At 73.0% G+C, this 24166-nt stretch carries 13 protein-coding genes; 5 read left to right on the top strand and 8 right to left on the bottom strand.

Features of this window, described 5'->3' with window-relative positions; all coding sequences use genetic code 11:
* The 6 genes from NQO67_RS39815 to NQO67_RS39790 all read right to left on the bottom strand — a co-directional run.
* The coding region (locus NQO67_RS39815; protein WP_255955425.1) for a type I polyketide synthase at positions 1–3717 on the bottom strand (3717 nt) is incomplete at its 3' end.
* A gap of 151 nt (positions 3718–3868) precedes the next feature.
* Entirely contained in the window at positions 3869–4318 is a 450-nt protein-coding gene (locus NQO67_RS39810; RefSeq protein ID WP_255955424.1) for a nuclear transport factor 2 family protein, read from the bottom strand.
* A complete protein-coding gene (locus NQO67_RS39805) occupies positions 4315–5184 on the bottom strand; it encodes an SDR family NAD(P)-dependent oxidoreductase (protein WP_255955422.1) in 870 nt (289 codons plus the stop codon). The genes NQO67_RS39810 and NQO67_RS39805 overlap by 4 nt, the downstream gene beginning before the upstream one ends.
* A gap of 11 nt (positions 5185–5195) precedes the next feature.
* The gene (locus NQO67_RS39800; RefSeq protein ID WP_255955421.1) at positions 5196–6536 is read right to left on the bottom strand and encodes a phthiocerol/phthiodiolone dimycocerosyl transferase family protein; all 1341 of its coding nucleotides are present in this window, start codon (positions 6534–6536) and stop codon (positions 5196–5198) included.
* Positions 6533–7717 (bottom strand): FAD-dependent oxidoreductase, encoded by a 1185-nt coding sequence (locus tag NQO67_RS39795; protein WP_255955419.1) that lies wholly within the window; start codon positions 7715–7717, stop codon positions 6533–6535. The genes NQO67_RS39800 and NQO67_RS39795 overlap by 4 nt, the downstream gene beginning before the upstream one ends.
* Positions 7714–14838 (bottom strand): non-ribosomal peptide synthetase, encoded by a 7125-nt coding sequence (locus NQO67_RS39790; RefSeq protein ID WP_255955418.1) that lies wholly within the window; start codon positions 14836–14838, stop codon positions 7714–7716. Before NQO67_RS39790 ends, NQO67_RS39795 begins: the two co-directional genes overlap by 4 nt.
* An 890-nt stretch (positions 14839–15728) precedes the next feature.
* On the opposite strand from NQO67_RS39790, the gene NQO67_RS39785 reads away from it, so the two are divergent.
* The 4 genes from NQO67_RS39785 (at position 15729) to NQO67_RS39770 (ending at position 19014) form a co-directional block, all read left to right on the top strand.
* A complete protein-coding gene (locus NQO67_RS39785; protein WP_255955428.1) occupies positions 15729–16334 on the top strand; it encodes an ATP-dependent Clp protease proteolytic subunit in 606 nt (201 codons plus the stop codon).
* A 112-nt stretch (positions 16335–16446) separates the two neighbouring features.
* Positions 16447–17088, top strand: coding sequence for an ATP-dependent Clp protease proteolytic subunit (locus NQO67_RS39780; RefSeq protein WP_255955416.1), 642 nt, complete (start codon positions 16447–16449; stop codon positions 17086–17088).
* Positions 17089–17114: 26 nt separating this feature from the next.
* Positions 17115–17459, top strand: a complete 345-nt coding sequence (locus NQO67_RS39775) for a tRNA-binding protein (protein WP_255955415.1) — start codon at positions 17115–17117, stop codon at positions 17457–17459.
* A gap of 145 nt (positions 17460–17604) precedes the next feature.
* The gene (locus NQO67_RS39770; RefSeq protein WP_255955413.1) at positions 17605–19014 is read left to right on the top strand and encodes a cytochrome P450; all 1410 of its coding nucleotides are present in this window, start codon (positions 17605–17607) and stop codon (positions 19012–19014) included.
* A gap of 54 nt (positions 19015–19068) precedes the next feature.
* Here NQO67_RS39770 and NQO67_RS39765 read toward each other — a convergent pair whose 3' ends face one another.
* Both NQO67_RS39765 and NQO67_RS39760 read right to left on the bottom strand, forming a co-directional pair.
* Positions 19069–20187 (bottom strand): Gfo/Idh/MocA family protein, encoded by a 1119-nt coding sequence (locus NQO67_RS39765; protein ID WP_255955412.1) that lies wholly within the window; start codon positions 20185–20187, stop codon positions 19069–19071.
* A gap of 103 nt (positions 20188–20290) precedes the next feature.
* A complete protein-coding gene (locus NQO67_RS39760) occupies positions 20291–22825 on the bottom strand; it encodes a beta-galactosidase (RefSeq protein WP_255955411.1) in 2535 nt (844 codons plus the stop codon).
* 153 nt (positions 22826–22978) lie between these two features.
* Between NQO67_RS39760 and NQO67_RS39755 the strand changes: the two genes are divergently transcribed.
* Positions 22979–24061, top strand: a complete 1083-nt coding sequence (locus NQO67_RS39755) for a LacI family DNA-binding transcriptional regulator (protein ID WP_255955410.1) — start codon at positions 22979–22981, stop codon at positions 24059–24061.
* Positions 24062–24166 lie beyond the last annotated feature (105 nt).

Genomic DNA, 24166 nt, shown 5'->3' with positions numbered 1-24166 from the left:
ACCCAACCGCAACGCCTGACCGGCAAGATGCAACGCCACCAACGACGACGAACACGCCGTGTCCACACTCACCGCAGGCCCCTCGAACCCCAACGCATACGCCAGGCGACCGGAGGCCACGCTGTTGGAGCGGCCGGTGAGGAGGTAGCCGTCGATGCCTTCGGTCGTCGAGCCGCCGGCGCCGGTGCCCATGCCGTAGTCGTTGTTCATGACGCCGGTGAAGACACCGGTGCGGCTGCCGTGCAGGGAGTGCGGATCGATCCGACCGTGCTCCAGGGCCTCCCACGCGGTCTCCAGCAGCACACGCTGCTGCGGATCCATCGCCAACGCCTCACGCGGGGAGATCCCGAAGAACTCCGCGTCGAAGCCGGCGGCCTCGTGCAGGAACCCGCCCTCGCGGGCATACGACGTACCGGCGTGGTCGGGGTCCGAATGGAACAGCGCCTCCAGGTCCCAGCCGCGGTCGGTCGGGAAGCCGGTGATCGCGTCCCGGCCGTCCGCGACCAGCCGCCACAGGTCGTCCGGGCCCTCGACCCCGCCCGGGAAACGGCACGCCATCCCCACGATCGCCAGCGGCTCGTCCAGCACCGCCGCACCGGCCGGGGTGCCGGATGTCGTGGCCGGGTCGGTGCCGTCGATCCCGTCGGTCAGGGTGCGGCACAGGTGGTCGACCAGCGTCTGGACGGTCGGGTAGTCGAACAGCAGGCCCGCCGGGAGCCGGAGATCCGTGGCGGCTTCCAGCCGGTTGCGCATCTCGACGGCGCTCAGGGAAGTGAAGCCCCGTTCCTTGAAGGTCGGTTGCGCGGCCGGGGAGCCACCGGTGCGGGCCGCCGCGCCGTCGTCGTCGTCCTCGCCCAGGACGGCGGTCACCGCCCCGTCCACCAGGTCCCGTACGGCCGTCCGCAGGGCGTCCCCGCGCAGGCCGGCCAGCGGGTGTGGCGGCTCGGCGTCGGCAACGGCATCGGCGTCGGCATCGAGGCGGTGCCGCAGGGCCGGGGCAGGGCGGCCGGCGGAGTCGAACCGCGGCCAGTGGGAGCGGCGCTGGAAGGGGTAGGTGGGCAGGTCGCAGCCGGGGGTGCCGGACGGGTGGGCGGCGGTCCAGTCGACGTCGTGGCCGGTGGCGAAGAGTCCGGCGAGTGCGGTGGCCGCGCCGAGCGTGTCGGGGCGGTCCGGCTGGACGGCGCTGAGGACGGCCGGCCTGGGGTCGGCGCCGTCCAGACAGGTGCCGGCGGCGGGGGCGAGCACGGGGCTCGGGGAGAGTTCCAGGTAGGTGGTGACGCCCTCGGCGTGCAGGGCCCGGATGCCGTCGGCGAACCGCACGGTGGCGCGGACGTGGCGCACCCAGTACTCGGGGTCGGTGAGGTCCGCCGCGGTGGCGATGGTGCCGGTGACGTTGGAGACCACCGGGAGTTGCGGCGGGGCGTAGCGCATGCGGCGGGCCACGGTGCGGAACTCGTCGAGGATGCGGTCCATGTGCGGCGAGTGCGCGGCGACGCTGACGGCGAGCCCCTTCGTCTTGCGCCCGCGTGCCCGCCACTGCTCGCACAGCGTGCGTACCGCGTCGGGGTCACCGGAGACGACGGTGGAGTCGGGCGCGTTCACGGCCGCGACGGACACCGTGCCGGCGAACGCGTCCAGGCCGGCCAGCACCTCCTCCTCCGAGGCCTGCACGGCGGCCATGGAGCCGCCCGTCGCGCTCTGGATGAGGCGGGCGCGCACGACGGCGAGTTCCGCCGCGTCGGGCAGGCCGAGCACGCCCGCGAGGTGTGCCGCGGTCAGCTCCCCCATGGAGTGGCCGGTGAGGTGGGTGGGGCGCAGTCCCCAGCTCTCGAAGAGGCGGTAGAGGGCGACTTCGACGGCCAGCAGGGACGGGTTGGCGTAGTCGGTGCGGTCCAGCAGCGCGGCCTCTGGGGTGCCCGGGTCGGCGAAGACCAACGGGCGGATGGGGCGGGGCAGATGGCGGTCGAGCTCGTCGCAGACGGCGTCGAAGGCGGCAGCGTAGACCGGGTGGGCCCGGTACAGGCCGGCGCCCATGCCGGGCCGCTGGCTGCCGCCGCCCCCGAACAGCACGGCGAGGCCGCCCGGGCGTGCCGTCGGCGCGGGGGCGGTGACCAGGTGGGGGTGGGGGGTGCCGTCGGCGAGCGCGCGCAGGCCGGCGACGAGTTCGGCGCGCGTGGTGCCGACGACGGCGGCGCGGCGCAGGAAGGCGGTGCGGCCGGCGGTGAGGGTGCGGCCGACCTGGTCCGGGTCGGCCGTGGGGTAGGCCTGCGTGAGATGGGTGTGCAGCCGGTCGGCCTGGGCGCGCAGGTCGGCACCGGTCCGCGCGGAGACGGGCCACACCAGCGGCGGGCGCTCCGTGTCCCGGGCGGGTGCCGGGCGCGGGGCCGGGGCTGCGGTGGTGGCCGGTGGTTCGGAGAGCAGGACGTGGCAGTTGGTGCCGCCGATGCCCCAGGAGTTGACCCCGGCGATCAGCTCCCGCTCGGGCCGGGGCCACGGCCCGTGGCTGGTCTGCACGCGCAGGTGGTGCTCGGCCAGGCGGGCTTCCGGGTGCGGGCGTTCGTGGTTCAGGGTGGGCGGCAGTGCGCGGTGCCGGATGCTGAGGGCGACCTTGAGGAGGCCGGTGATGCCGGCGGCGGCTTCGAGGTGGCCGAGGTTCGTCTTCACGGAGCCGACGCTGAGCGGCACGCCGTCCCGGTCCGCGCCGGCCGCGGTGCCGACCGCGTGGGCCTCCACCGGGTCGCCGACCGGTGTGCCGGTGCCGTGGAGTTCGACGTACTGCACGGCCGCGGGGTCGACGGCGGCGCGGCGGCAGGCGGCGCGGATCACGGCGCGCTGGGCGTCGGCGCTGGGGGTGGTGAGGCCGTCGGTCGCGCCGTCGTTGTTGACGGCGCTGCCGCGGATGACGCAGACGATCCGGTCGCCGTCGGCGAGCGCGGCGTGCAGGGGCTTGAGGACGACGAGGGCGCCGCCTTCGCCGCGCACGGTGCCGTTGGCGCCGGCGTCGAGCAGCCGGACACGGCCGTCGGGCGACAGCGCGCCGAGCCGCCCGAGGGTGGCGGCCGACTCGGGGAGCAGGTTGAGGTTGACGCCGCCGACCAGCGCGAGCGTGGACTCGCCGCTGCGCAGGCTGGCGCAGGCGGCGTGCACGGCGACCAGCGAGGACGACTGGGCGGAGTCCAGCGTCAGGCTGGGGCCGCGCAGGCCGAGGACGTAGCTGACCCGGTTGGCGATGATGCCGCGGTGGGTGCCGGTGAGCCCGTACTGGCCGGCCAGGTCCGGGCCGTGGCCGTGCAGCAGCCGGGACCAGTCGTCCCAGATGGCGCCGATGAAGACGCCCGCCGCCGAACCCATCAGCCGGTCGGGGGCGATGCGGGCGTCCTCCAGCGCCTCCCAGGCGAGTTCCAGGACCAGCCTTTGCTGCGGGTCCATGACGGCCGCCTCGGCGGGCCCGATGCCGAAGAACGCGGCGTCGAAGCGGTCCACGTGGTCGAGGAACGCCCCGTGGGCCAGCGCGGTCGCGTCCGCCGGTGAGCCACCCGAAACGCCGGACGCGGCCGTGTCCCAACGGTCCGCGGGGGTCGGGCCGACCGCTTCCACGCCGTCCCGCAACAGCCGCCAGAACGCGGCCGGATCGTCCGCCCGTGGCAGCCGGCAGGACATGCCGATGACCGCGATGGGCTCGTCCGGAGTGGCCGCCTGCCTGGTGGTGTCGCTCATGACTGCCTTCGTCGTCGTTGCTCGGGTGGCTCGGGTGCCGTCTGCCGCGGGGTGGGCTGCTCCCGCGGTCGGCCGGTGCTGCGGCGCATGGCGGACGATGCCCGGCGCCGGTGCTTCGCTGGCCCGGCGCCGGGCATCGGTGGTGCGGGGTTCAGCCGGCGAGCGCCTGGAGCGCCTGGTTCCAGGCGGTCTCGCCGCCGATCGCCGCCATGGGCAGCCAGGGGTTCCAGAAGTCCCGGTAGTGGGTGATGAGGCCGTCTTCGAAGCGGACCACGGAGAGGTAGTCCTGCCGGTAGCTGCTGCCGGTGGCGAGCAGCGTGCAGTCGCCGGGGAACTCGGCGACGACCACGCCCTCGGCGGTCGCGGCGTGGAAGACCGGCTCGCCGTACTCGACCTTGAGCTGCTGCGGCATGAAGCTCATCTGGGCGAGCAGTTCGTCGGTGCCGCGCATCACGGTGGGGAACCCGGGCGGCGCGTAGACGAATTCGAGCACGCCGTCCGGGGCGAACAGCGCGACCCACTCCGCGGTGCGCCCCTCCTGAAGCAGCTTCAGGCCGTCCGCGAAGATCTTCTTCAGCTGGTCGGGCTCGGGGTTGGTCACGTGGTTCCTCCTGGGGGTGTGACGAGGGAACGGAAGACGCGGTCGATCGCCGCGTCGGGAAGCAGCCGGGTGAGCAGCCGGCCCATGGTCGCGTCGCGGCCGACGGTGTAGCGGCTGCGCGGGCTGCCGGCGGTCAGGGCCCGGTGCACGGTCCGTGCGAAGTCCTCCGGGCTGGTCCTGCTGGTGCGGGCGCCTTTCTCGTTGGTCTCCAGGAAGCGGACGAACGTGGCCCGGTAGCGGTCCTGGAGCGGCTTCGGGGCGGCGTCGATGATGCGGGAGCCGGTGCCGGAGACCTTGTCCCAGATCGGGGTGGCGATGGCGCCGGGCTGGACGACGCTGACGGCCACCCCGCTGGGGGCGACCTCGCGCCGCAGGGCGTCGCTGAAGGCCTCCTTGGCCCACATGGCCGCCGCGTAGGCCCCGAGGTACGGGATGGCGACGTTGCCGAGTCCCGAGGTGACGTTGACGACCCGGCCGCCGGCGTCGCGCAGCAGCGGCAGGAACGCCTGGGTGGTGGCGATCTGCCCGACGACGCTGGTCTCCAGCTGCTGGCGCAGGTCGTCCAGGGGCAGGCACTCCAGTGGCGCGGAGACGCAGATGCCGGCGTTGTTGACCAGACCCCACAGCCCCTGCTCGCCGACCGCCGCGCGGACGGTGTCCTCGGCGGCGGTGATCGAGGCCGCGTCGGTGACGTCGAGGACGAGCTGTTCGACCCCGGGGGGCGGGTCGCCGGCGAGTTTGCGCACCCCCGCGTAGACCTTGAAGCCGGCCGCTGCGAGCTGTCCTGCGCAGGCCCGGCCCAGGCCCGTCGAGGCACCGGTGACCAGCACGGCGCGCCCGCGTGGGTCGAGGTTTCGTGCGGACATGGGGGCTCCTGTCAGGCGAGAGAGGCCAGCACGGCCTCGACGGTCGCGTCGGCCATCCGCTCGGCGCGGTCCCGGGGGACGGCCTGGTCCACGTGGGTGAAGTTGCAGGCCATGCGGTCGTGGCTGGTGTTGACGGTGGCCACGAAGAAGGCGTTGACCGACAGGCCGGTGACGAACTCGGCGTCGCTGAGCTGCCAGGGGCCGATCCGGTCGGGGAAGTCGTACCGGCCGAGGTTGGACAGGCAGAGCGTGATGGGTCCCTTGTTCTCCATGAACTTCAGGAACTTCTCGCTCTTGCCGACGGTCTTCGGCGCGACGAAGCCCATGGTGGCGATGGCGGTGAGGTGCTCGCCACGGCCGCGGCGGCGCGCCAGGTCCTTGCTGATGGTGCGGGCCGTCGGCCACAGCGGCTGGCCGGGGCGGTAGGCGACCACCGAGGGGAGGGTGGCCACGTAGGTGCCGACCTCGTCCTCGGTGACCGGCGGCACGAGGGCCTCGCGGAACGTGACCGGGGAGCCGATGGTGAGGTTGCCCGGACCGGTGCCGGCGTCCTCGGCGACCGCGGTCACCATGGCGGCGGCCAGCAGGCCGTGCACGGTGGTGCCCTCGCGTTTGCAGGCCTCGGCCAGGGCGGTCACGTCGGGACCGTCGATGTCGTGGTGGATCAGCCGGGAGGTGCGCTGCGGGAACGGCACGCGACGGGTCGGCTCCAGGCGGGTCGGCTTCAGGCGCCCGGCCGCCAGCTGGTCGGACAGCAGCTGGGTCACCACGCGGGCGGTGCCGCTCAGGCCCCGGTGGTTCCTGGGCAGCAGGTCCTCGGGGCCCGGCCGGTCGCTCGCCGGCCGTATCTCGGTGGTCTCGCCTGACTCGTAACGGGCCGCCAGCTGGAGCCACTGCCGCAGCAGGCTCAGTACCGTCGTCCCGTCGGCGACGCAGTGCGGCACGGTGATGATGAGGTCGTGCAGGTCGCCCTGGGAGATCACGACGGCCCTGGCCAGCGGCCCGGTGGCCCAGTCGACGGGTTCGACCAGCTCGCGCTCGTCCAGCTCGCGGCGCCAGCGCGCGTCGCACGGCTGCTCACCGTCGGGCACCGTCACGGTGCGCAAGGGGATGGGTTCGCCGGTGACGGGCACGAAGCGCGGTGCGCTGCCGTCGCGTTCGGAGCGGATGGCGACCCGCAGCAGCGGGTGGCGGGCCTGGAGGGCGTCGAGCCCCTGGCCCAGCACCTCCTCGCGGAGCCGGCCGCGCACGCGGACGTGTCCGATGACGTTGAGCGGGGAGATCTGGTCGCAGATCCAGTACCAGCGCTCCAGAGGAGTGAGCGGGCGCGCGACCGTGGTGGGGGGCTTCACGGGGTCACCTCCGCCGCCGCTGCGGCGTGGTAGTCGAGTAGGTCGATGTTCTGCTTGTCCAGGACGGACCGCGGCGCGAACGTGAAGAACAGCCGGCGGCCGGCGAGCTGGGTCAGCCGTTCGGTCTGCTCCAGTTCGCTCAGCGAGTGCGCGGCGGCCACCACGCTGCGGGTGCGGGCGAGCCGGGCGCGCTCGTACCCGCGCAGCGCGGCGGGGAGGTCTTCCGCGCCCTTCAGGTGGTGGGCCAGGACGGCGGCGTCCTCCATGGCGATCGCGGCGCCCTGGCCGAGGCTCGTCATCATCGGGTGGGCCGCGTCACCGAGCAGGGTGACCGGCCCTTCGCCCCAGCGCTCCAGGAACGGCCGGTCGCGGGCCGGGAAGGCGGTGATCTCCTCCGGAGGCGTGGCCTGGATGCAGGCTTCCACCTCGGGCGCCCAGCCCGCGTAGGTCTGCTCGATCTCGGCCCGGGTGCCCTGCCAGTCACGGGCCTGCTCGGCGGGCATGTTCTTCGTGCCCCACCAGTAGACCTGGCCCTTGCCGATGTTGGCGATGCCGAACCGGCGGCCCCGGCCCCAGTAGTGCGCGCCGTACTGCTTGGGGATGGCCGGGTGCGAGAAGTGCGGGGTGGCGACCCAGCAGACGTAGCCCGGTTCGAAGGGCGTCTCGGGTCCTGCCAGGGTGCGCCGGATCGCCGAGTTGAAGCCGTCGGCGCCGATGAGGACGTCACCGTGCGCCTCGCTGCCGTCGGCGAACCGCACCCGCACGCCGTCGGCGCCGGCCTCGTACCCGGTGGCCTGCGCGCCGAGGGTGACGGGTACGTCCCCCGCTGCGGCCAGCAGCAGGCTCTGCAACTCGGCGCGGTGCAGGCCGAAGCTGGGGGCGCCCAGGCGGTCGCAGATCTCCTTGAACTCCAGGGTGCGGATCAGCTTGCCGCGTTTGGTGCGGAAGTGCAGCTGCTCCAGGATCTCGACGTGCTCCTCCAGCTTGAGGTCGATGCCGAGGGTGCGCAGGGCCAGCACCGCGTTCGACATCAGCGACAGGGCGCCGCCCGCCGGTTTGAGTTCCCGGGCCCGCTCGTACACCTCCACGTCGACCCCTACGCTGCGCAGGGTGACGGCGGCGGTGAGGCCGCCGATGCCCGCCCCGACGACCAGGGCGCGTACCTTCGGTCGTGACGTCATTGCGGTTGGCTTCCTTCCGATACGGCACGGGCCGCCACCTGGACGTACGGCTCGTCGAGCAGCCGGAGGTGGTCACCGGGCACCTCGACCAGGTGCACCCGGCCGCTGGTGAGGGTGGACCAGCCGTTGAGCGGGTCCTGGTGGAGGGTGCGGGCGGCGCCGTGCATGGGTTTGAGCGCGTCCGGCAGCGCCCCGGTGGCCTTGACCAGCGTGACGTCGACCGGCAGCGGGCCCGGCTGGTAGTCGCGCAGCGCCGCCCAGTTGGCCTTGTAGACGGCGAACATCCGGCGGACGGCCGAGCGTGCGGTGCCGGGGGCGAGGACGCCTGCGGCGGCGGCACGCTCGGCGATGAAGTCGAGGCGGTCCTCGTCGCTCTCCAGGGTGTCGGGGAGCGGCTCGACGGGGGCGTCGCCGCCGCGGTCGACCCAGATCAGCTCCCAGAAGAACCACTCCATCATGGCCCGGTCGGCCACGTCGGGCCGCTCGCCGGGTGACGGTGCGATCGAGTCGAGCAGGACCAGCTGCTCGACGTCGTCGGTGCCGGCGGTGTGCAGCTGCCAGGCCATCTCGAAGGCGACGAAGCCGCCGAAGGACCAGCCGCCGAGCCGGTAGGGGCCTTCGGGCTGGATGCGCCGGATCGCGTCCAGGTAGCTGCGGGCGAGGCCGCTCATGGTGCTGACGGGCTCGGTGCCCGGCTCGGCGCCGGCCGCCTGGAGCGCGTACACCGGCTGGTCGGGGGGCAGATGCCGGGCCAGCCGTACGTAGCACAGCACGTTGCCGCCCAGCGGGTGGACGAGGAACAGCGGCCGGCGGGCGCCTTCGGTGCGGATGGGCACGACGGCGTCGAAGCCGGGCGCCGAGTCCGCGGAGCGCAGCCGCTCGGCCAGCGCCGCCACCGTCGGTTCCGTGGCGAACGTGGCCAGCGGCACCCGGACGCCGAACCGCTTCTCGACGGCCACCATCAGCCGCATCGCCGTGAGCGAGGTGCCGCCAAGATCGAAGAAGTCGTCGTCGACGCCGGGCGCCGGCAGGCCGAGGAGTTCGCCGAGGATGTCGGCGACGGCGCGTTCCGTGGCGTCCCGTGGCGCGGTGCGGGCCCGGGCGGGGACGGTGTCGAGGGGGCGGCCGCGCAGGGTGGCGTCGTCGCGTTTGCCGCTGGGGGTGAGCGGCAGCGCGTCCAGCCAGGCCAGGTGTGCGGGCACCATGTGGTCGGGCAGGGTGGCCCGTAGCCGGCTGCGCAGTTCGGCCGTGTCCACCGCGTCCGGGCTGCCCACCAGGAACGCCGCCAGGTAGGAGTCGCCGTCGCGGCGGCGGGCCACCACCGCGGCCTCCTCGATGCCGGGGTGGTCCAGCGCCATGATGGCCAGTTCGACCTCGGCCGGCTCGACGCGGAACCCGCGCACCTTCACCTGGTCGTCGGCGCGGCCCAGCCACACGACGTCGCCGCCGGGCAGGGTGCGGCCGAGGTCGCCGGTGCGGTAGAGGCGGGCGCCCCAGGGGGCGGTGACGAAGCGTTCGGCGGTCAGGTCGGGGCGGCCGAGGTAGCCGCGGCCCAGGCACGCCCCGCCGAGCACGATCTCGCCGCGCGCCCCGGGCGGCACCGGCCGCAGCCGCTCGTCCACGACGTACATCCCGGCACCGTCGATCGGCCGGCCGACCGGCGGCAGCGCCGGGAAGTCGGCCGGGTCGCCGGCCATCACGTACGAGCTGGCCAGGTTGGTCTCGGTGGGCCCGTACTGGTTCTCCAGCACGGTGCCGGGCAGGGCCGCGCAGAACCGGCGGATCTCGTCGGTGACCCGCAGCTGCTCGCCGGAGGACACCAGCACCGACAGGTTCCCCGGGCGCCGGCCCAGTTCCCCGGAGGCGTCCGCGAGCTGCTGCAACGCCACGTACGGCAGGAACGCCCGGCGGACCCGCTGCTCGTCGAGCAGCCGCAGCAGCGCCGACTGGTCGCGCCGGTCCGCCTCGGCGACCAGGACGAGGGTGCCGCCGCCGGCGAGGGTGGAGAACATCTCCTGGAAGGACACGTCGAAGCTGAGCGGGGCGAACTGGAGGGTGCGCTCCCCGGCGGCCGCGGTGCGTGCGGTCAGCTGCCAGCGCACGTAGTTGGCCCACAGCCGGTGCGGCAGCTCCACGCCCTTGGGTTCACCGGACGAGCCGGACGTGAACAGCAGCAGGGCGAGGTCGTCCAGGCCGATCGCGGGCCGGGCGAAGCACACCGGCTCGTCGAGGGCGAGCGACTCCGCCGGCAGCAGCAGGTCGGGGTCGGGGACCAGCCCGGCGTGCCGGGCGTGCGCGACGATCCGGAAGGGCCGGGCCCGCTCCACCATGCGCGCGAGCCGCCCCGCCGGGTACGACACGTCCAGCGGCAGGCAGACGGCGCCGGCGCGCAGCACGCCGAGGACGACGGCGACCATCTCAGGGGACCGGTCCAGGGCGATGCCGACCGGGGCCCCGGCGGGCACGCCGAGCTCGGCCAGTTCGGCGGCGACCCGGTCGGCGGCCCGGTCCAGCCGGCGGTAGGTCCAGGTGAGGGTGCCGAACACGACGGCCGGCTCGTCGGGTCGCCGGCGTGCCTGGTCGTCGATCAGGGTGAGCACGCCGGCCGGGTCGGGCAGCACGGCGTGCGCCGGCGGCTGCGCCAGGAAGGAGAAGTCGACAGGGTCGTCGGGGTGCGCCACGACCCGGGCGAGTACCTGCTGGAAGACATCGGCGAACTGGCCGGCCTGCGCCGGTGTGAACGCGCCGCCGTCGCAGTCGAACCTGAGCCGCAGCGCCTGGCCGTCCCGCGGGTCGACGATGGCGTTGACCAGCAGCGCGAGGTTGGTCTCCTCGTGGGCGGTGAGGCCGAGCAGGGTCACCTCGGGGCGTGCGAAGACCTCTTCCAGGGCGTGCAGCCGGACGAAGTTGAAGGCGGTGTCGGTGACGGGGCCGCCGCCCTGGTCGGTCTGGATCGCGCTGAGCGGGTAGCCGGCGTGCGGGTAGGACTCCTTCTCCTGCCGGACCACCGAGCGGACCGCGTCCAGCCAGCTGCCGTCGGTCTTCTCCAGCCGGAACGGCATGGTGTTCAGGAAGAGTCCGGCCATGCTGTCGGAGCCGATCACCGCGGGGCGGCCGTGGGTCACCAGCCCGGTGGTGACGTCGGGCGAGCCGGCCAGCAGCCGCAGCGTCAGGCAGTGCGCGGTGAACACCAGCAGCCGCAGCGGCAGGGCATGACGGCGCGCGAAGTCGTCCAGCGCACCCGACAGGGCGGCGGGCAGCTCGGCGTGGTGGACGATCAGCCGCTGCGGCCGGGGCGGCTCGTGGGGCACGTAGGGGTCGAGCCGGCCGGGTTCGGCGCCGCTCAGCAGCCGCTGCCAGTAGGCACGTTGCGACGCTGACTCCAGGGCACGCCGCTCGGCCCGCACGTAGGCGGCGAAGGACGGCAGCTCGGTGTCGTCCACCGGCTCGACGTCCGCCCCGAGCTGGTGCAGGTACCCCTGGAACAGCTCGCGGACCAGCACCGCCACGCTCCCGCCGTCCAGGATGGCGTGGTGGAAGCTGAGGACGAGGTCAAGCCGGCCGCCCCGGGCATGGGCCCGGAACTCGTACAGCGGTGGCCGCCCGAAGTCGTAGCGGTGGGTGCGGCGTTCCTCGATGCAGGCGGCGATGACCGCGTCCGCCTCGGCGTCCGTGACGTGCACGATCCGCAGGCCGCCGGTCGCCTCGGGCCACACCGTCTGCAACGGCTCCGAACAGCCGGTCAGGTCGAACCCGGAGCGGAGCGCCGCGTGCCGGGCGACGAGCCGGTCGAAGGCCGCGCGGAACGCGGTCTCGTCGAAGTCGCCGGCGAGGGCGAGGGCGTAGTGGAAGACGTCCTGGTAGAGGCTGGAGCCGGCCTGCTCACGGCTGTGGTAGATCATGCCGAGTTGCAGCCGGGTCACCGGGTAGGCGTCGACGAGGCCGCTGGTGCGGGCCCGGTCAGCGCCCGTGACCAGCGCGAACGGTTCCGGTGGCAGGTCCGCGGGCGCGGCCGCGAGGTGCGGCGCCTGGGTGGCCACCGTGGTGTTGCGGGCCAGGTCGGCCAGGGTCAGCCGCAGGCCGCGCCGTTCGGCCGCCGACCGCACCTTGAGCAGCAGCAGGGAGTCACCGCCCAGCGTGAACCACTCGTCGTGGACCCCGACCCGCTCGATCCCCAGCGCCTCCGCCCATGCCTCGGCCAGGCCCTCTTCGGCCGGGGTGGTGGGAGCGGCGTAGCCGCGCTCCGGGCCGTCCGGTACGGGGTCCGGCAGCGCCGCGCGGTCCAGCTTGCCGTTGGGGGTCAGCGGGATCCGGTCGATCCGCACGAAGTGCGCCGGGATCATGTAATCGGGCAGGGTGGCGGCCAGATGGGCGCGGAGCAGCGCGTCGTCGATCGGCTCGTCCGCGGTGTAGTGGGCGACGAGCCGCACCCCGCCGCCGGGCACCGCACGGTCCGTGACGACGGCGGCCCGCACCGGCGGCAGCCCGGTCAGCCGGTGCTCGATCTCGCCGGGCTCCACCCGGTTGCCGCGCACCTTGACCTGGCGGTCGATGCGCCCGAGGAACTCGATCGTGCCGTCCGCTAGCCGGCGGGCCAGGTCGCCGGTGCGGTACATCCGGGCGCCGGGCGTGAACGGGTCGTCGACGAACCGCTGCGCGGTCAGCTCCGGCCGGCCGAGGTAGCCGCGCGCCAGACCGGCGCCGGCGATGCACAGCTCGCCCGCGGCGCCGACCGGCTGCGGGTCGCCGAACCGGTCGACGACGTACAGCCGCAGGTTGTCGATCGGCCGCCCGATGGGCACCCGGTCGGCGGGCGCGTCGTACGGGCAGTCCTGGTACGACACGTCCACGGTGGCCTCGGTGGGCCCGTACAGGTTCGTCAGCCGCGGCCCGTCGGGGCCGAAGATCCGGTGGAAGGCGGCGACCTGCTCGGGCGGCAGCGCCTCGCCGCTACAGAAGACGTGCCGCAGCGAAGCCGCCCTCGCCCGGGCGTCCGGCTGGGCCGCCACCAGGTCCAGGAAGGCCGCGAACATGGAGGGCACGAAGTGCAGCACCGTGACCCGCTCGGCCTCGATGGTGTCCAGCAGCTCCCGCGGGTCCTTCTCCGCGCCGGGCGGCAGCAGGGCGACCCGGGCGCCGGCGATGCCCCACCAGAACAGCTCCCACACCGACACGTCGAACGTGGCCGGCGTCTTGTGCAGGATCACGTCGTCCGCGCCGAGCGGGTACCGGCGCTGCATCCAGGCGAGCCGGTTCACCACCGCCCGGTGCTCGACCATGACGCCCTTGGGCCGCCCGGTCGACCCTGAGGTGTAGATGACGTAGGCCAGGTCGGTGGGGTCGCCGGCGGGCTGCGGGGGCGTGCCGGTGGCGGGTCGTGCCCGGTCCCCCGGTCGCTCCTCGTCCCCGGGCAGCACGAGCACCCCGTCCAGCACCTTCAGCGGTGGGGCGCCGGCGCCGGTCAGGACGGCGCGGGCGCCGCTGTCGCCGAGCACCTCGGCGATCCGGTCGGCCGGGTGGCCCGGGTCGACGGGCAGGTAGGCGGCGCCGGCCCGCAGTGCGGCCAGGGCGGCGATCACGCTGTGTGCCGAGCGTTCGAGCAGCACGGCGACACGGTCGCCCGGGCGGACCCCGCCGTCCCGCAGCGCCGCCGCCAACCGCCCCGACCTGGCGTCCAGTTCGGCGTAGTCGAGCCGGATGCCGGTGGCGGGCTCGGCCAGGGCGATCCGGTCCGGGGTGCGGGCGGCCTGGGCGGTGATCAGGGCGTGCAGTGTCGTGTCGTCCGGGAAGGGGTGGTCGGTGGCGTTGACGGTGTGGACCAGCGCCGTGCGCTCGTCGTCGTCGAGCATGCCGACGGCGGCCACGGCACGCCCGGGGTCCTCCAGCGCGGTGCGCAGCAGGGTGCGCAGGTGGCGGGCGACCGACGCGATGGGGAAGTCCGCGTCGAACACGTCGGTGGCGTAGTCCAGGTCCACCACGGTCTCGCCGGTGCCGGCGTGCTCGTTGACGACGACGGCGAGGACGTCCTGGTCGTGCACCCAGGTGGCCCCCGATGACTCGACCCGCACCCCGGGCGGCTTCCGGCCCGCGGGCCACTGCACGTACGACAGCGTCACGTCGAACACCTGCCGGGCATGGGCCGGCCGGTCGGCCAGCAGGTCACCGAAGGCGAGCCGTTCGTGCCGCTGGAGTTCCCGCGCGCCCGACTGCACGGCGCCCACCAGCTCGCTCCAGGGGGTGCCCGGGGCCACCTCGACGGGCAGCGGCAGGGTGTTGGCGAACTGCCCCACCGTGCGCCGCTCGTCCTTGCCCCGGCGGTTGAACAGGGGGACGCCGATGACCACCTGCTCGGCACCGTGCACCCGGGACAGATACGCGCTGAACGCGGCCGCCAGGAAGGCGAACGGTGTCTCGCCGCGCTCCCGCACGCGTTCGGTCAGCCCGGCGGGCAGGGTGAAGGAGTGGTGCGCGCGCTGCCGCGCCCCCGCCGGTGCCCGGCGGGCGAACAGCGCCGGCTCGACCCCCTCCAGCAGCCGGCCGAAATAGGCCCGGTCCTCGGTGTGCACCGCCGACGCCCGGTAGTCACGCTCGTCGGCCAGGCACGCCGTGAAGCTCGGCGCCGCGGCCGGGGCGAGGCCCGCACCGGCGCGCCTGACCTGGTCGAAGAACAGGTGCAGCCCCCACGCGTCGGTGATCAGGTGGTGGGCTGCGACGTAGAGGTGGACGGCGGCGGCGCTCTCCTTCAGCAGCGCCGCCCTGACCGGGGTGCCGCCGTGCAGGTCGAAGGGCTTGACCGCGTCGGCCGCGATCCAGGCCGCACAGCTCGCCGCCGGGTCCACGGCGCCGGAGAAGTCCAGCACCTCGGACACGGGCGGCTCCGCGTCGGCCCACTGCACGGGGGTGCCGTCCTGGTCGGCGAACCTGAGCCGGAAGGCGTCGTTGGCCCGCAGGGCGTGGTCCAGGGCCGTCCGCAGCAGACCTTCGTCGATTTCCCCGGCCGCCCCCGCCGCGCCGGTCGGCCCGGCCGGCCCGCGTGCCCCGCCTTCATGGGGGTCGCGTACGAATCGCTGGCTCAGGTGGATCGTGAACTGCGGACTACTGGGAAACAGCTCGTGCGCCACCCAGATATCGCGCTGATAAGCCGTCAAAGGCAGTGGTGCGGGCACGGATTTCCCCCGGTTCCCTACAGTCGCCGGCCGTTCGGCACTCGTGCACTCTGCCGGGGCCGACGGGTGCCATCCAGAAATTCCGCAACCAGAAATACGGCAGGGTGGCAGTCTGAGTACCAGCCACCCGGATTCCCCATACGAAGGCGATCTCGGCCGGCCTGCCGACGTTCGGGTGCACGCCAGGGGCGGTCGAGGCCCTGCGCGGCACGCCGTGGCGGTACAGCGCGGACGCCGCTGAAGCGGATCGCCAGCTCCCACTTCGCCGCCTACCGCGAGGGCCGGGGCCGACAACCGCCGAGACCGGAAGGGGAACCGCCTCCTCCGCAAGGGGTGCGCGCATCCCACGCCGCCCCCAGTCCGCCCGCCGACGGACGGCGGTGGACAGCAGCGGACAGCGGCACGACGTGCGCACCGGCCCGCGGGCCCGGCAGCTCACCGCGATAAACCGCTTTCGACAATCCGGCAAACAGGACGGAAGCGAACGCGACGGGAGCGAGCCTATGCTGTGAGCGAAGTCCACGGCGTAGCACACGGCACCAAGACCACACGGCATGACCCCCGTGTTACAGTCTGAAAGCTATCGGCCAATCAGACACATAGTCAATTACCTTGTGAGCAATGCCTGTTGAGCGACACCACAGCAATATGCAACACCCGGAATTACATACGGCCCCGCAGGGAGTCGACGGAATTCCACAGGGATTGCACAGAGGGTGCGGTACGGATTCGGCCGGCGGTGGAAAAGTACGAGCGACGGTTCCAAGGCGGCTCTTCGGGACGTCGTCTTCATACTCTGAGGGGGTCCAGTGACCTTAAGGGACAATTTCTCCTCGGCCGCGCGCATGCCGCGGTCCGAGGGCGGCAACAGCGGCATGGGAATGGGTGACCAGGTCTACAGCCGACTGCTGGGCGACCGTATCGTCTTCCTCGGCCAGGAAGTCGACGACGACATCGCGAACAAAATCACGGCCCAGTTGCTGATGCTCGCAGCGGACTCCGACAGAGACATCTACCTGTACATCAACTCCCCCGGCGGTTCCGTCACGGCGGGCATGGCGGTGTACGACACGATGCACTACATCAAGAACGACGTGGTGACCATCGCCATGGGATTCTGCGCCTCCATGGGGCAGTTCCTGCTCACCGCCGGCGCCAAGGGCAAGCGGTACGCCCTGCCGCACACCAAGATCCTCATGCACCAGCCGTCGGCCGGTCTGGGCGGTTCGGCCAGCGACATCAAGATCTACGCCGAGCAGCTGCTGCGTACCAAGAAGGAGATGGCCGAGCTGATCGCTCACCACTCCGGGCAGGACATCGACAAGATCAGCCACGACTCGGACCGCGACAAGTGGTTCACCGCCCAGGAGGCCGCGGAGTACGGCCTGATCGACGCGGTGATGGGATCGGCCCAGGACATCCCGGGCGCCGGCGGTACCTTCTCGCCCTGAGCACCGGGCGGCCCGGCGACGGCACCCCCGCCCGGCGGCGGGGGCACCGAGCCGGGCCGGCCGCTCCCCGCCGACCACCCGTTCCATCCCGCCCCGAGGGGAATTTCCGTCCATGGCCCTGCACGACCGCCCGGCATCCGTCTTCCGCGGCGCGCCAGCGCACGCCCGGCACGTGGTGCCCCGGTTCATCGAGCGCACCTCCCAGGGAGTGCGTGAGTACGACCCGTACTCCAAGCTGTACGAGGAGCGCATCGTCTTCCTCGGCGCGCCGATCGACGACACCTCCGCCAACGACGTCATGGCACAGCTGCTGTGCCTGGAGTCGATGGACCCGGACCGTGACATCTCCTTCTACATCAACTCACCGGGCGGTTCCCTGACCGCCATGACGGCGATCTACGACACCATGCAGTTCGTGACGCCCGAGATCCAGACCGTCTGCATCGGCCAGGCGGCCTCCGCGGCCGCCGTCCTGCTGGCCGCCGGCACCCCCGGCAAGCGCACGGCCCTGACCGGTGCGCGCGTGGTGCTGCACCAGCCGTACAGCGACGGGGAGCGCGGGCAGATATCCGATCTGGAGATCCAGGCCCGCGAGATCCAGCGCGTCCGCTCCCAGGTGGAGACCATCCTGGCCCGGCACACCGGCCAGCCCCTGGAGCGGGTCCAGGAGGACATCGAGCGCGACAAGATCCTCACGGCACAGCAGTCGCTGGAATACGGTCTCATCGACCACGTACTGACGACACGCAAGTAGCACCGACGGACCAGGACGGCACCACCATGACACCCCGCAAGGACCAGATCCCCGCCGATCACTTCTTCTCCGCCGACCTGAGGGTCGGGCGGATCGTGACCGTCGAGGCGTTCCCGGAAGCCCGTCGGCCCGCCTACCGCATCCAGGTCGACTTCGGGCCGGCGGGGACCCTGTGGACCAGTGCCCAGGTGACCAACTACTCCCCCGAGGAGTTGAAGGACCGCCTGGTGGTCGGGGTGATCAACCTCCCGGGCAAGCGGATCGCCGGGCGCACCAGCGAGTTCCTGCTGCTCGGGTCCTATGCGGACGGCGGCCTGGTACATCTGCTGTCGCCGGCGGCCGAGGCCACTCCGGGAGACGCCGTCGGCTGATCAGAGCCCTTCTCGGGGCCCGGCTCCCCGCCTCTCGGGACCTTCGTCGCACGGACTCGTGTCACGGACGACCCGACCGGCACCGGAGACGGCCCCGCCCGCACGACCGCACATTCGTACCAGCGCACGAGGTGGAGGCGTCGGCATGACCAGGGAAGCACCGCAGGTGGCGGGAGGCTCGCTGCTCGGCGGCACGGTGGCGGAGTTACGGGACGACACCCTCGGAGCCTATCTACGGGCCCATCGGGACCTCGGCGACGTCGTGCGCTTCCCGGTGGGCCCGCCCGGGCTGCGGGCCTATCTCTACGCGGTGTTCTCGGCCGACGGGGTACAGCAGATCCTCGGCACCGAGGCGGCCAACTTCCGCAAGGAGAACGCCGTCTACCACGAGATACGCGCCTCGGTCGGCAACGGCCTGCTGACCAGCCAGGACGACGACTACGTCTTCCAGCGCCGGCTGGTGCAGCCACTGTTCACCCGGCGCCGCGTCGACGGCTACGCGACCGCCATCCACACCGAGGCCGCGGCCACGGCCGACCGCTGGGCGGCACGGGCCGACGCCACGGTGGACGTCGCGGCGGAGATGGCCGAGTTCGCCCTGCGGGCCATCTCCCGCATCCTGTTCGGCGCGGACCTCGACGAGACCGTCGACGTGGTGCGCCGCTGCTTCCCGATCCTCGGCGAGCACGTGCTGCAACGCGGCGCCAACCCCTTCCGCACCCCGCGGAGCTGGCCGACCTCCGCCAACCGCCGGGCCGCCGCCGCCCAGCGGGAGCTCTACGCCATCTGCGACCGCATCATCGCCGAGCGCAATGCCTCCGCGCCGGCACCCGACGGCGACCGTGCCGACGCCGACGCTGACGCCGATGCCGGCGCCGGTGCTTCCGAGCCCGACGACATGATGACCATGCTGATCAGGGCCCAGGACGAGGACGGCTCGACGCTGGACGCGCAGGCGGTGCGCGACCAGGTGCTGGTGTTCCTCCTGGCCGGCCACGAGACCACCGCCACGGCACTGGCCTTCGCACTGCACCTGCTGGCCCTCAACCCCGAGGCCCAGAAGAAAGCCCAGGCCGAGGTCGACGAGGTGCTGGGCGGCCGGGCCCCCGGTGCCGACGACCGCGACCGCCTGACGTACCTCACCATGGTGCTGAAGGAGGCGATGCGGCTCTACCCGTCCGTGGCGATCATGGGCCGTAAGGCGGTCGCCGACACCGAGATCGGCGGATACCGCATCCCGGCCGGCGCCGACGTCTACGTCAGCGCCTATGCCACCCACCGCCACCCCGACTACTGGAGCGACCCCGAGGCCTTCGACCCCGAGCGCTTCACCCCCGAGGCGGAGGCGGCCCGGCCCCGGTACGCGTTCTTCCCGTTCGGCGGTGGGCCCCGTGCCTGCATCGGTCAGCACTTCGCGATGCTGGAGGCCTCCCTCGCGCTGGCCACCCTGCTCCAGCGGTTCAGCCTGACGGCGGTCGACACCAAGGTGCCGCTGGAACTGGGCATGACGATGCGCGCCGCGGCGCCCGTCCGCGTCAAGCTCACCCCACGCTGAGCCCCGGATCCCCCGCTCACACGGCCGCGTGAGCGGGGGTCCGTCATCGCGTGGTCAGGACGAACGCGGGTCGTGCTTCGCGCGGCTGTCCGCCGCTCCCCCGTCGCTCCCGGCGCCGTCTCCGCCGCCGTACGAGAAGTCCGGGAAGGTGCTCGCTATCTCGATCACCCGCCCCTCAGCGGCCGAGCGTTGGGCCGCCAGCATCACCTCCAGGGCGTGGTAGGCGTGTTCGGGCCGGGTCACGGTCGCGGTGCCGTTCTCGACGCACTCGACGAGATGGCGCAGCCCGTCGGTCCACGGCCAGTTCGGATCCGACTCGGGGAACAGCTCCCAGGAACCCCGGTCGTTGGACCACTGCTCGAAGCCCTCCGGCGCCCAGTCGTCACCCAGCATCTGGAGCGTGCCCTTGGTGCCGTACAGCTCCACCGCGGGCGACTTGTACTTCTGGATGGTGAAGCCGGTGGCGATCGAGGCGAACCGGGCGTCGCCGAAGTCGAGCACGACATGCGCGTTGTCGTCGGCGCGTACGGTGACCAGCTCGCCCTCGGCCTCACGCCGGGGGACGGCGGTCCCCACCATGGCGGTCACCCGCCGCACGGGACCGAAGAAGCCGCACAGGCTGGTGAGGTTGTAGACACCCAGGTCGAACAGGGCGCCGCCGCCGGACTCGTAGAACCAGCGGCCCCACCACGGCCCCGACCAGCCGTAGCGTGCCCTGGCCAGGTGCAGATCGCCCACCTCTCCGGCGCGCACCCGCCGGTGCATCTCCCGGTAGGTGGGTGACAGGGCGACATGCGGCGCGCAGACCAGCAGGCCCGGCGCGTCGGCGGCCGCCTTCACCAGGTCGGCCGCCTCCTCGAGCGAGGTGGCCATCGGCTTCTCGACGAGCACGTGGTGACCGGCGGCGAGCGCGGCACGGGCGAGCCTGCCGTGCTCGTTCATGCTGGTCAGCACCAGCACGACGGCCAGGTCCGCACGGGCCAGCAGCTCCTCGGCCCGCTCGTACGAGGTGTCGATGGAGAACCGGTCGGCGGCCGCCTTCCGCTTGGCGGGATCCGGGTCGTAGCCGGCGACCAGCCGGATGCGGCCCTCCTGGGTAAGCCGGGTGATCAGGGAGGCGTAGGGGCCCGAGAACACGCTCCCGAGTCCGAGTACTCCGACGTTCAAGGCCATCGTTGCGGAAGTCCTTCCGTGTGGTGCGGTACGGACACGGTGCAGCGCGCTGCACCGCGGTGAGATGCCGTGCTCGGGGCAGGGGTGGGGTGTCGGGCCGGCATCAGGTCAGCCGCACCCGCAGCTGCTCCCCATCGGCACCCTGGGGCCAGCTGACCCGCCAGTGGCCGGCGGCGGTCCGGGTCGCCGTGCTGCCGGCGCCGTCCACCGTGACGGGCCGATCGGTCTCCAGCAGCGCGCTCCCGGCCGCCGCACCGCGCCGCAGCAGCAGGGTCGAACCGTCCCCGGCGCCGTCCAGCTCGGCCGTGGCCCAGCGCAGCACGGCGCCGTCCAGCTGTACGTCCAGCGGCAGCATCCGCCCCTGGCGTGCGCCGAGCTCGATCTCGGCTCCGTCGGCCAGGGGCACCCCGGCCAGCTCCAGCGTGAACTTCTGCGGCACGGTGGAGACGTTCACCAGGTGCACCAGGCGCTGGCCGGCGGCGTCCACGCCGGTCGTGGTGACCAGACCGGCGGTGGCACCGTGCGCGACCAGGCGGCGGTGCACTCCGAGACGGCCGAGCAGCAGCCGCCAGAAGTCCAGGTGGCACGCGTAGTCGCAGGCCAGGACGGTGGCCCGGCCGCCGCCCGGTACCGTGACGTCGAAGGCGACCGGGGAGCCGTCCGCGACGTCGACGGCGAGCGGTTCGGCCTGGGTGGTGCCCGTCGCCGCCAGCCGTTGCAGGACGTTCACCCGCACCTCAGCCCGTGCGCCCGCCCAGTCGGTGGCGCGCACGGACGGGTAGTGGTGCGGGGTGCCGTCGATGGTCTCGCCGCCGACGAGCCCGAGGGTGTCGGCGAGCACCGTGCACGGCGTCCCGTCGTCGTCCAGGCTCGGCAGCACCCCGTGCAGCAGCAGGCGTCCGCCCGCCCGGATGAACTCCGCGAGCCGCTCCTGAACGGCGCGGCCCAGCACCGGAGGACTGGCGAGCGCGACCACCGGACCCGCCGGGTCGAGGTCGGCGCCGGCCGAGGTGGCGGCCCCGGACAGGTCGACGGCACCGAAGGAGTGGCCGCCGAGCAGCAGCGCGCGGGCCAGGATGTCCCGCGAGCCCATGCCGCGGTGCCGCTCCAGCTGCCAGACCAGGTGCTCGCGGCGGGCCGCGGCGGGGTGGGTGTACTCGGTCAGGTAGTGGTCGGGGACGTAGCCGAGGACGACGTCGTCGAACTCCTCGTCCATGTCGGCCAGCAGATGGCCGGACCCGAGGACCGCGCGCACCCCGCTGGCCAGGGCCGGGTAGGTCTCGCTCAGCCGGCCCTCCGGGTCCACCGGCGCCGCGAAGCCGTGCCGCTCGCCGGTGAAGGCGACGCGGTCGTTGCCGTCGCCGACGGGCTCGTCCAGGGGCGGGTTGTGGCCGCCGGAGAACAGGTAGTAGTTGATCAGCCGGTTGCCCTGGGCCGCGCAGAGCCGGGTCTTCAGCTCGGTGGCCTCCGGGCTGGCCTGCCGGCTGAGGTCCTCGCCGTAGTCGCCGGTGCCGGCCTCGAACTCCAGCGAGGTCAGCGGCTGGTCGGCGTCGTGCACGGCGGCCATGAAGGCGTTCATGACGTACAGGTCGGGGACGTTCTCCACGGTCAGTTCGAAGACGTAGTGGTCCGAGCCCGACGTCATCTGGGGGACGCCGGCGTAGGAGCGGGACAGCTGGCTGATGCCGATCGGGAAGGTCCGGCCGCGCCCCTCGGACGTGCCGTGCAGGTTGACCAGGAACGGCACCCCCTCGACGCCGTTCTCCTGGGCGACGTCCCGCAGCCGCAGCAGGTAGCGGGCGTAGCGGTCGCGGTGGTGGTCGCCGATCGCGTGGTGCAGCGCCAGTTGCTGCTGCTCGGTGCCGTGCGTGCCGCCGGCCCGCCACCAGGTCGCCCAGGCTGCCGCGTCGCGGGGGTCGGCACCGTAGCGGCGCAACGTTTCTTCACGCCCGAACCGCTCCTCGGCCCAGCCGGCCAGGTCCGCGAGGGTGCGGTCGGTCAGTTCGGGGGTGTTGGTGACCCAGGACAGCATGCCGACCTCGTTGTCGAGCTGCACCGCGGCCACCGGGCCGCCCCGGGTGACCAGGTGCTCGGCGAGCACCGGCATGATCGTCTCGTACCAGCGCTCGGCCTCGCGCAGGTAGCCGGGCTCGAGGTAGTCCAGCGTCCGGGTGGGCGCGGGCGTGCCGTTCCAGCCGAGCGGGACGGCGTCCGGGTGCTCGCGGTAGATGCGGAAGGGCACGCCCTCGTTCTTGAGTTCGGCCATGATGAAGGGACCGGGGCGGGCCAGCACCAGCAGGTCACGCTCGGCGGCCAGCTCCAGGAACCCCACGAGGTCGCGGTACTCGCTGGTGCTGCCGGTCAGGTCGACCTTGCCGGACGCCGTCTCGTGGACGAGCCACGGCATGTAACTGGCCACCGCGTTGCATCCGGCGGCCCTGAGCTTGTCGAGCCGGTCGGCCCAGTCACGCCGGTGCAGCCGGAAGTAGTGCACCTCGCCGGCCATGACGACCCTCGGGACCCCGTCGACCATGAGCCGTCGCCGCTCCAGCCGTACCGACCTCGGCTGCCGGACGGAGCGTCCGTCGGCTTCCCCAGGGGTCTGCGTGTGGAGATCTGCGGTGTCGGGTGTGTGCACGGATACGTCCTCACCAGGTGATCGTCAAAAGGGGCTTCAGGTCCGGCCCAGCGGGCCGCTGCCGCGGGTATTGCCACCGCGGAAAGGATCTGGTTAGGGTCATGAAACCGGTCTCTTGAAACCGGTTTCAGCAACATATCGGGAGCCGAGCAGATGGGCAACAGTCGTGTGACCCTCCGATGGGTGGCCGAAAAGGCGGGGGTTTCCCCTGCCACCGTGTCGCGTGTTTCACGCGGATCGACACAGGTCTCCCCGGAGTTGCGGGATCGGGTGCTGCGTGTCATCGAGGAACACGGCTACCGTCCCAGCCACTTCGGCCGTGCGCTGGCCGAGAAGCGGCACGGGGCGTTCGGCCTGGTGTTCCCGGGCCTTTCGGGTCCGTACTTCTCCGAACTCCTCCAGGGCTTCGAGTCCGAGGCGCTGGCCACCGGGGACCAGGTCCTGCTGCTGTCCTCGCACTACCGGGCGGACACCGACGCCAAGGTGATCGACCTGGCGTCCCGGGTCGACGGCATGGCGATCCACGCGGGCACGGTCTCCGACGCCGCCATCGCCACGGTGGCCGAGCAGATCCGGGTGGTGGTGATGGCCGGCGAGTCGGACGTCGCCCATGCCTGGGTCGGCACCGACAACGGCACGGTCGCCGCCCTGACCCGCCATCTGATCGTCGACCACGGTCACCGGCGGCTGGCCTTCGTCGGACACCCAGAGGGCTCGCCCGATGTGACGGCCCGGTGGGAGGCCTTCCGCGCCGCTCACCGGGAGACGGGCACGGCACCGCCGCCCGACCCGATACGGCTCGGGCTCGCGCAGTCCGACGGTGCGATCGCGGCGCGCATGATCCTCGACGAGGGCGCGGCGGGCGAGCGGCCCGACGCCGTGGTGTGCGCCAACGACGAGACCGCGCTCGGGCTGATGCTCGGCGCGCTCGGCCGGGGGCTGCGGGTGCCCGAGGACATCGCGGTCACCGGCTTCGACGACCTCCAGATGGCCGGTCTGGTCCGGCCCGGACTGACCACCGTGCGCCAGCCGGTACGCGAACTGGCCACCGTCACGGCCCGGTTGCTCGGCGCCCCGCTGGACGAGGTGGACGGCGACACCGTCCTTGCGACCGACCTGGTGCTGCGCGGATCGTGCGGCTGCCCGGACCCCGCGGATCCCGGCACGCTTCGCCGGCCGGACGGCATGGCCGCCGGCCTGTCGAGCCCGGACGCCCGTGACGGCGGTGACACCTGACCTGTTCTGCGCCGACCTCGGGGGTGTCCCGGGTTCTCACCAACTGACCTCTGGAGGTGAACCCGGCACGCATGTGACGACCACGAACAGCCGGCCTGCGCGCCG

It is taken from the genome of Streptomyces odontomachi (genome assembly GCF_024435355.1).
Classification (GTDB): Bacteria; Actinomycetota; Actinomycetes; order Streptomycetales; family Streptomycetaceae; genus Streptomyces; species Streptomyces odontomachi.
This window is presented reverse-complemented; position numbering and strand designations above follow the sequence as displayed.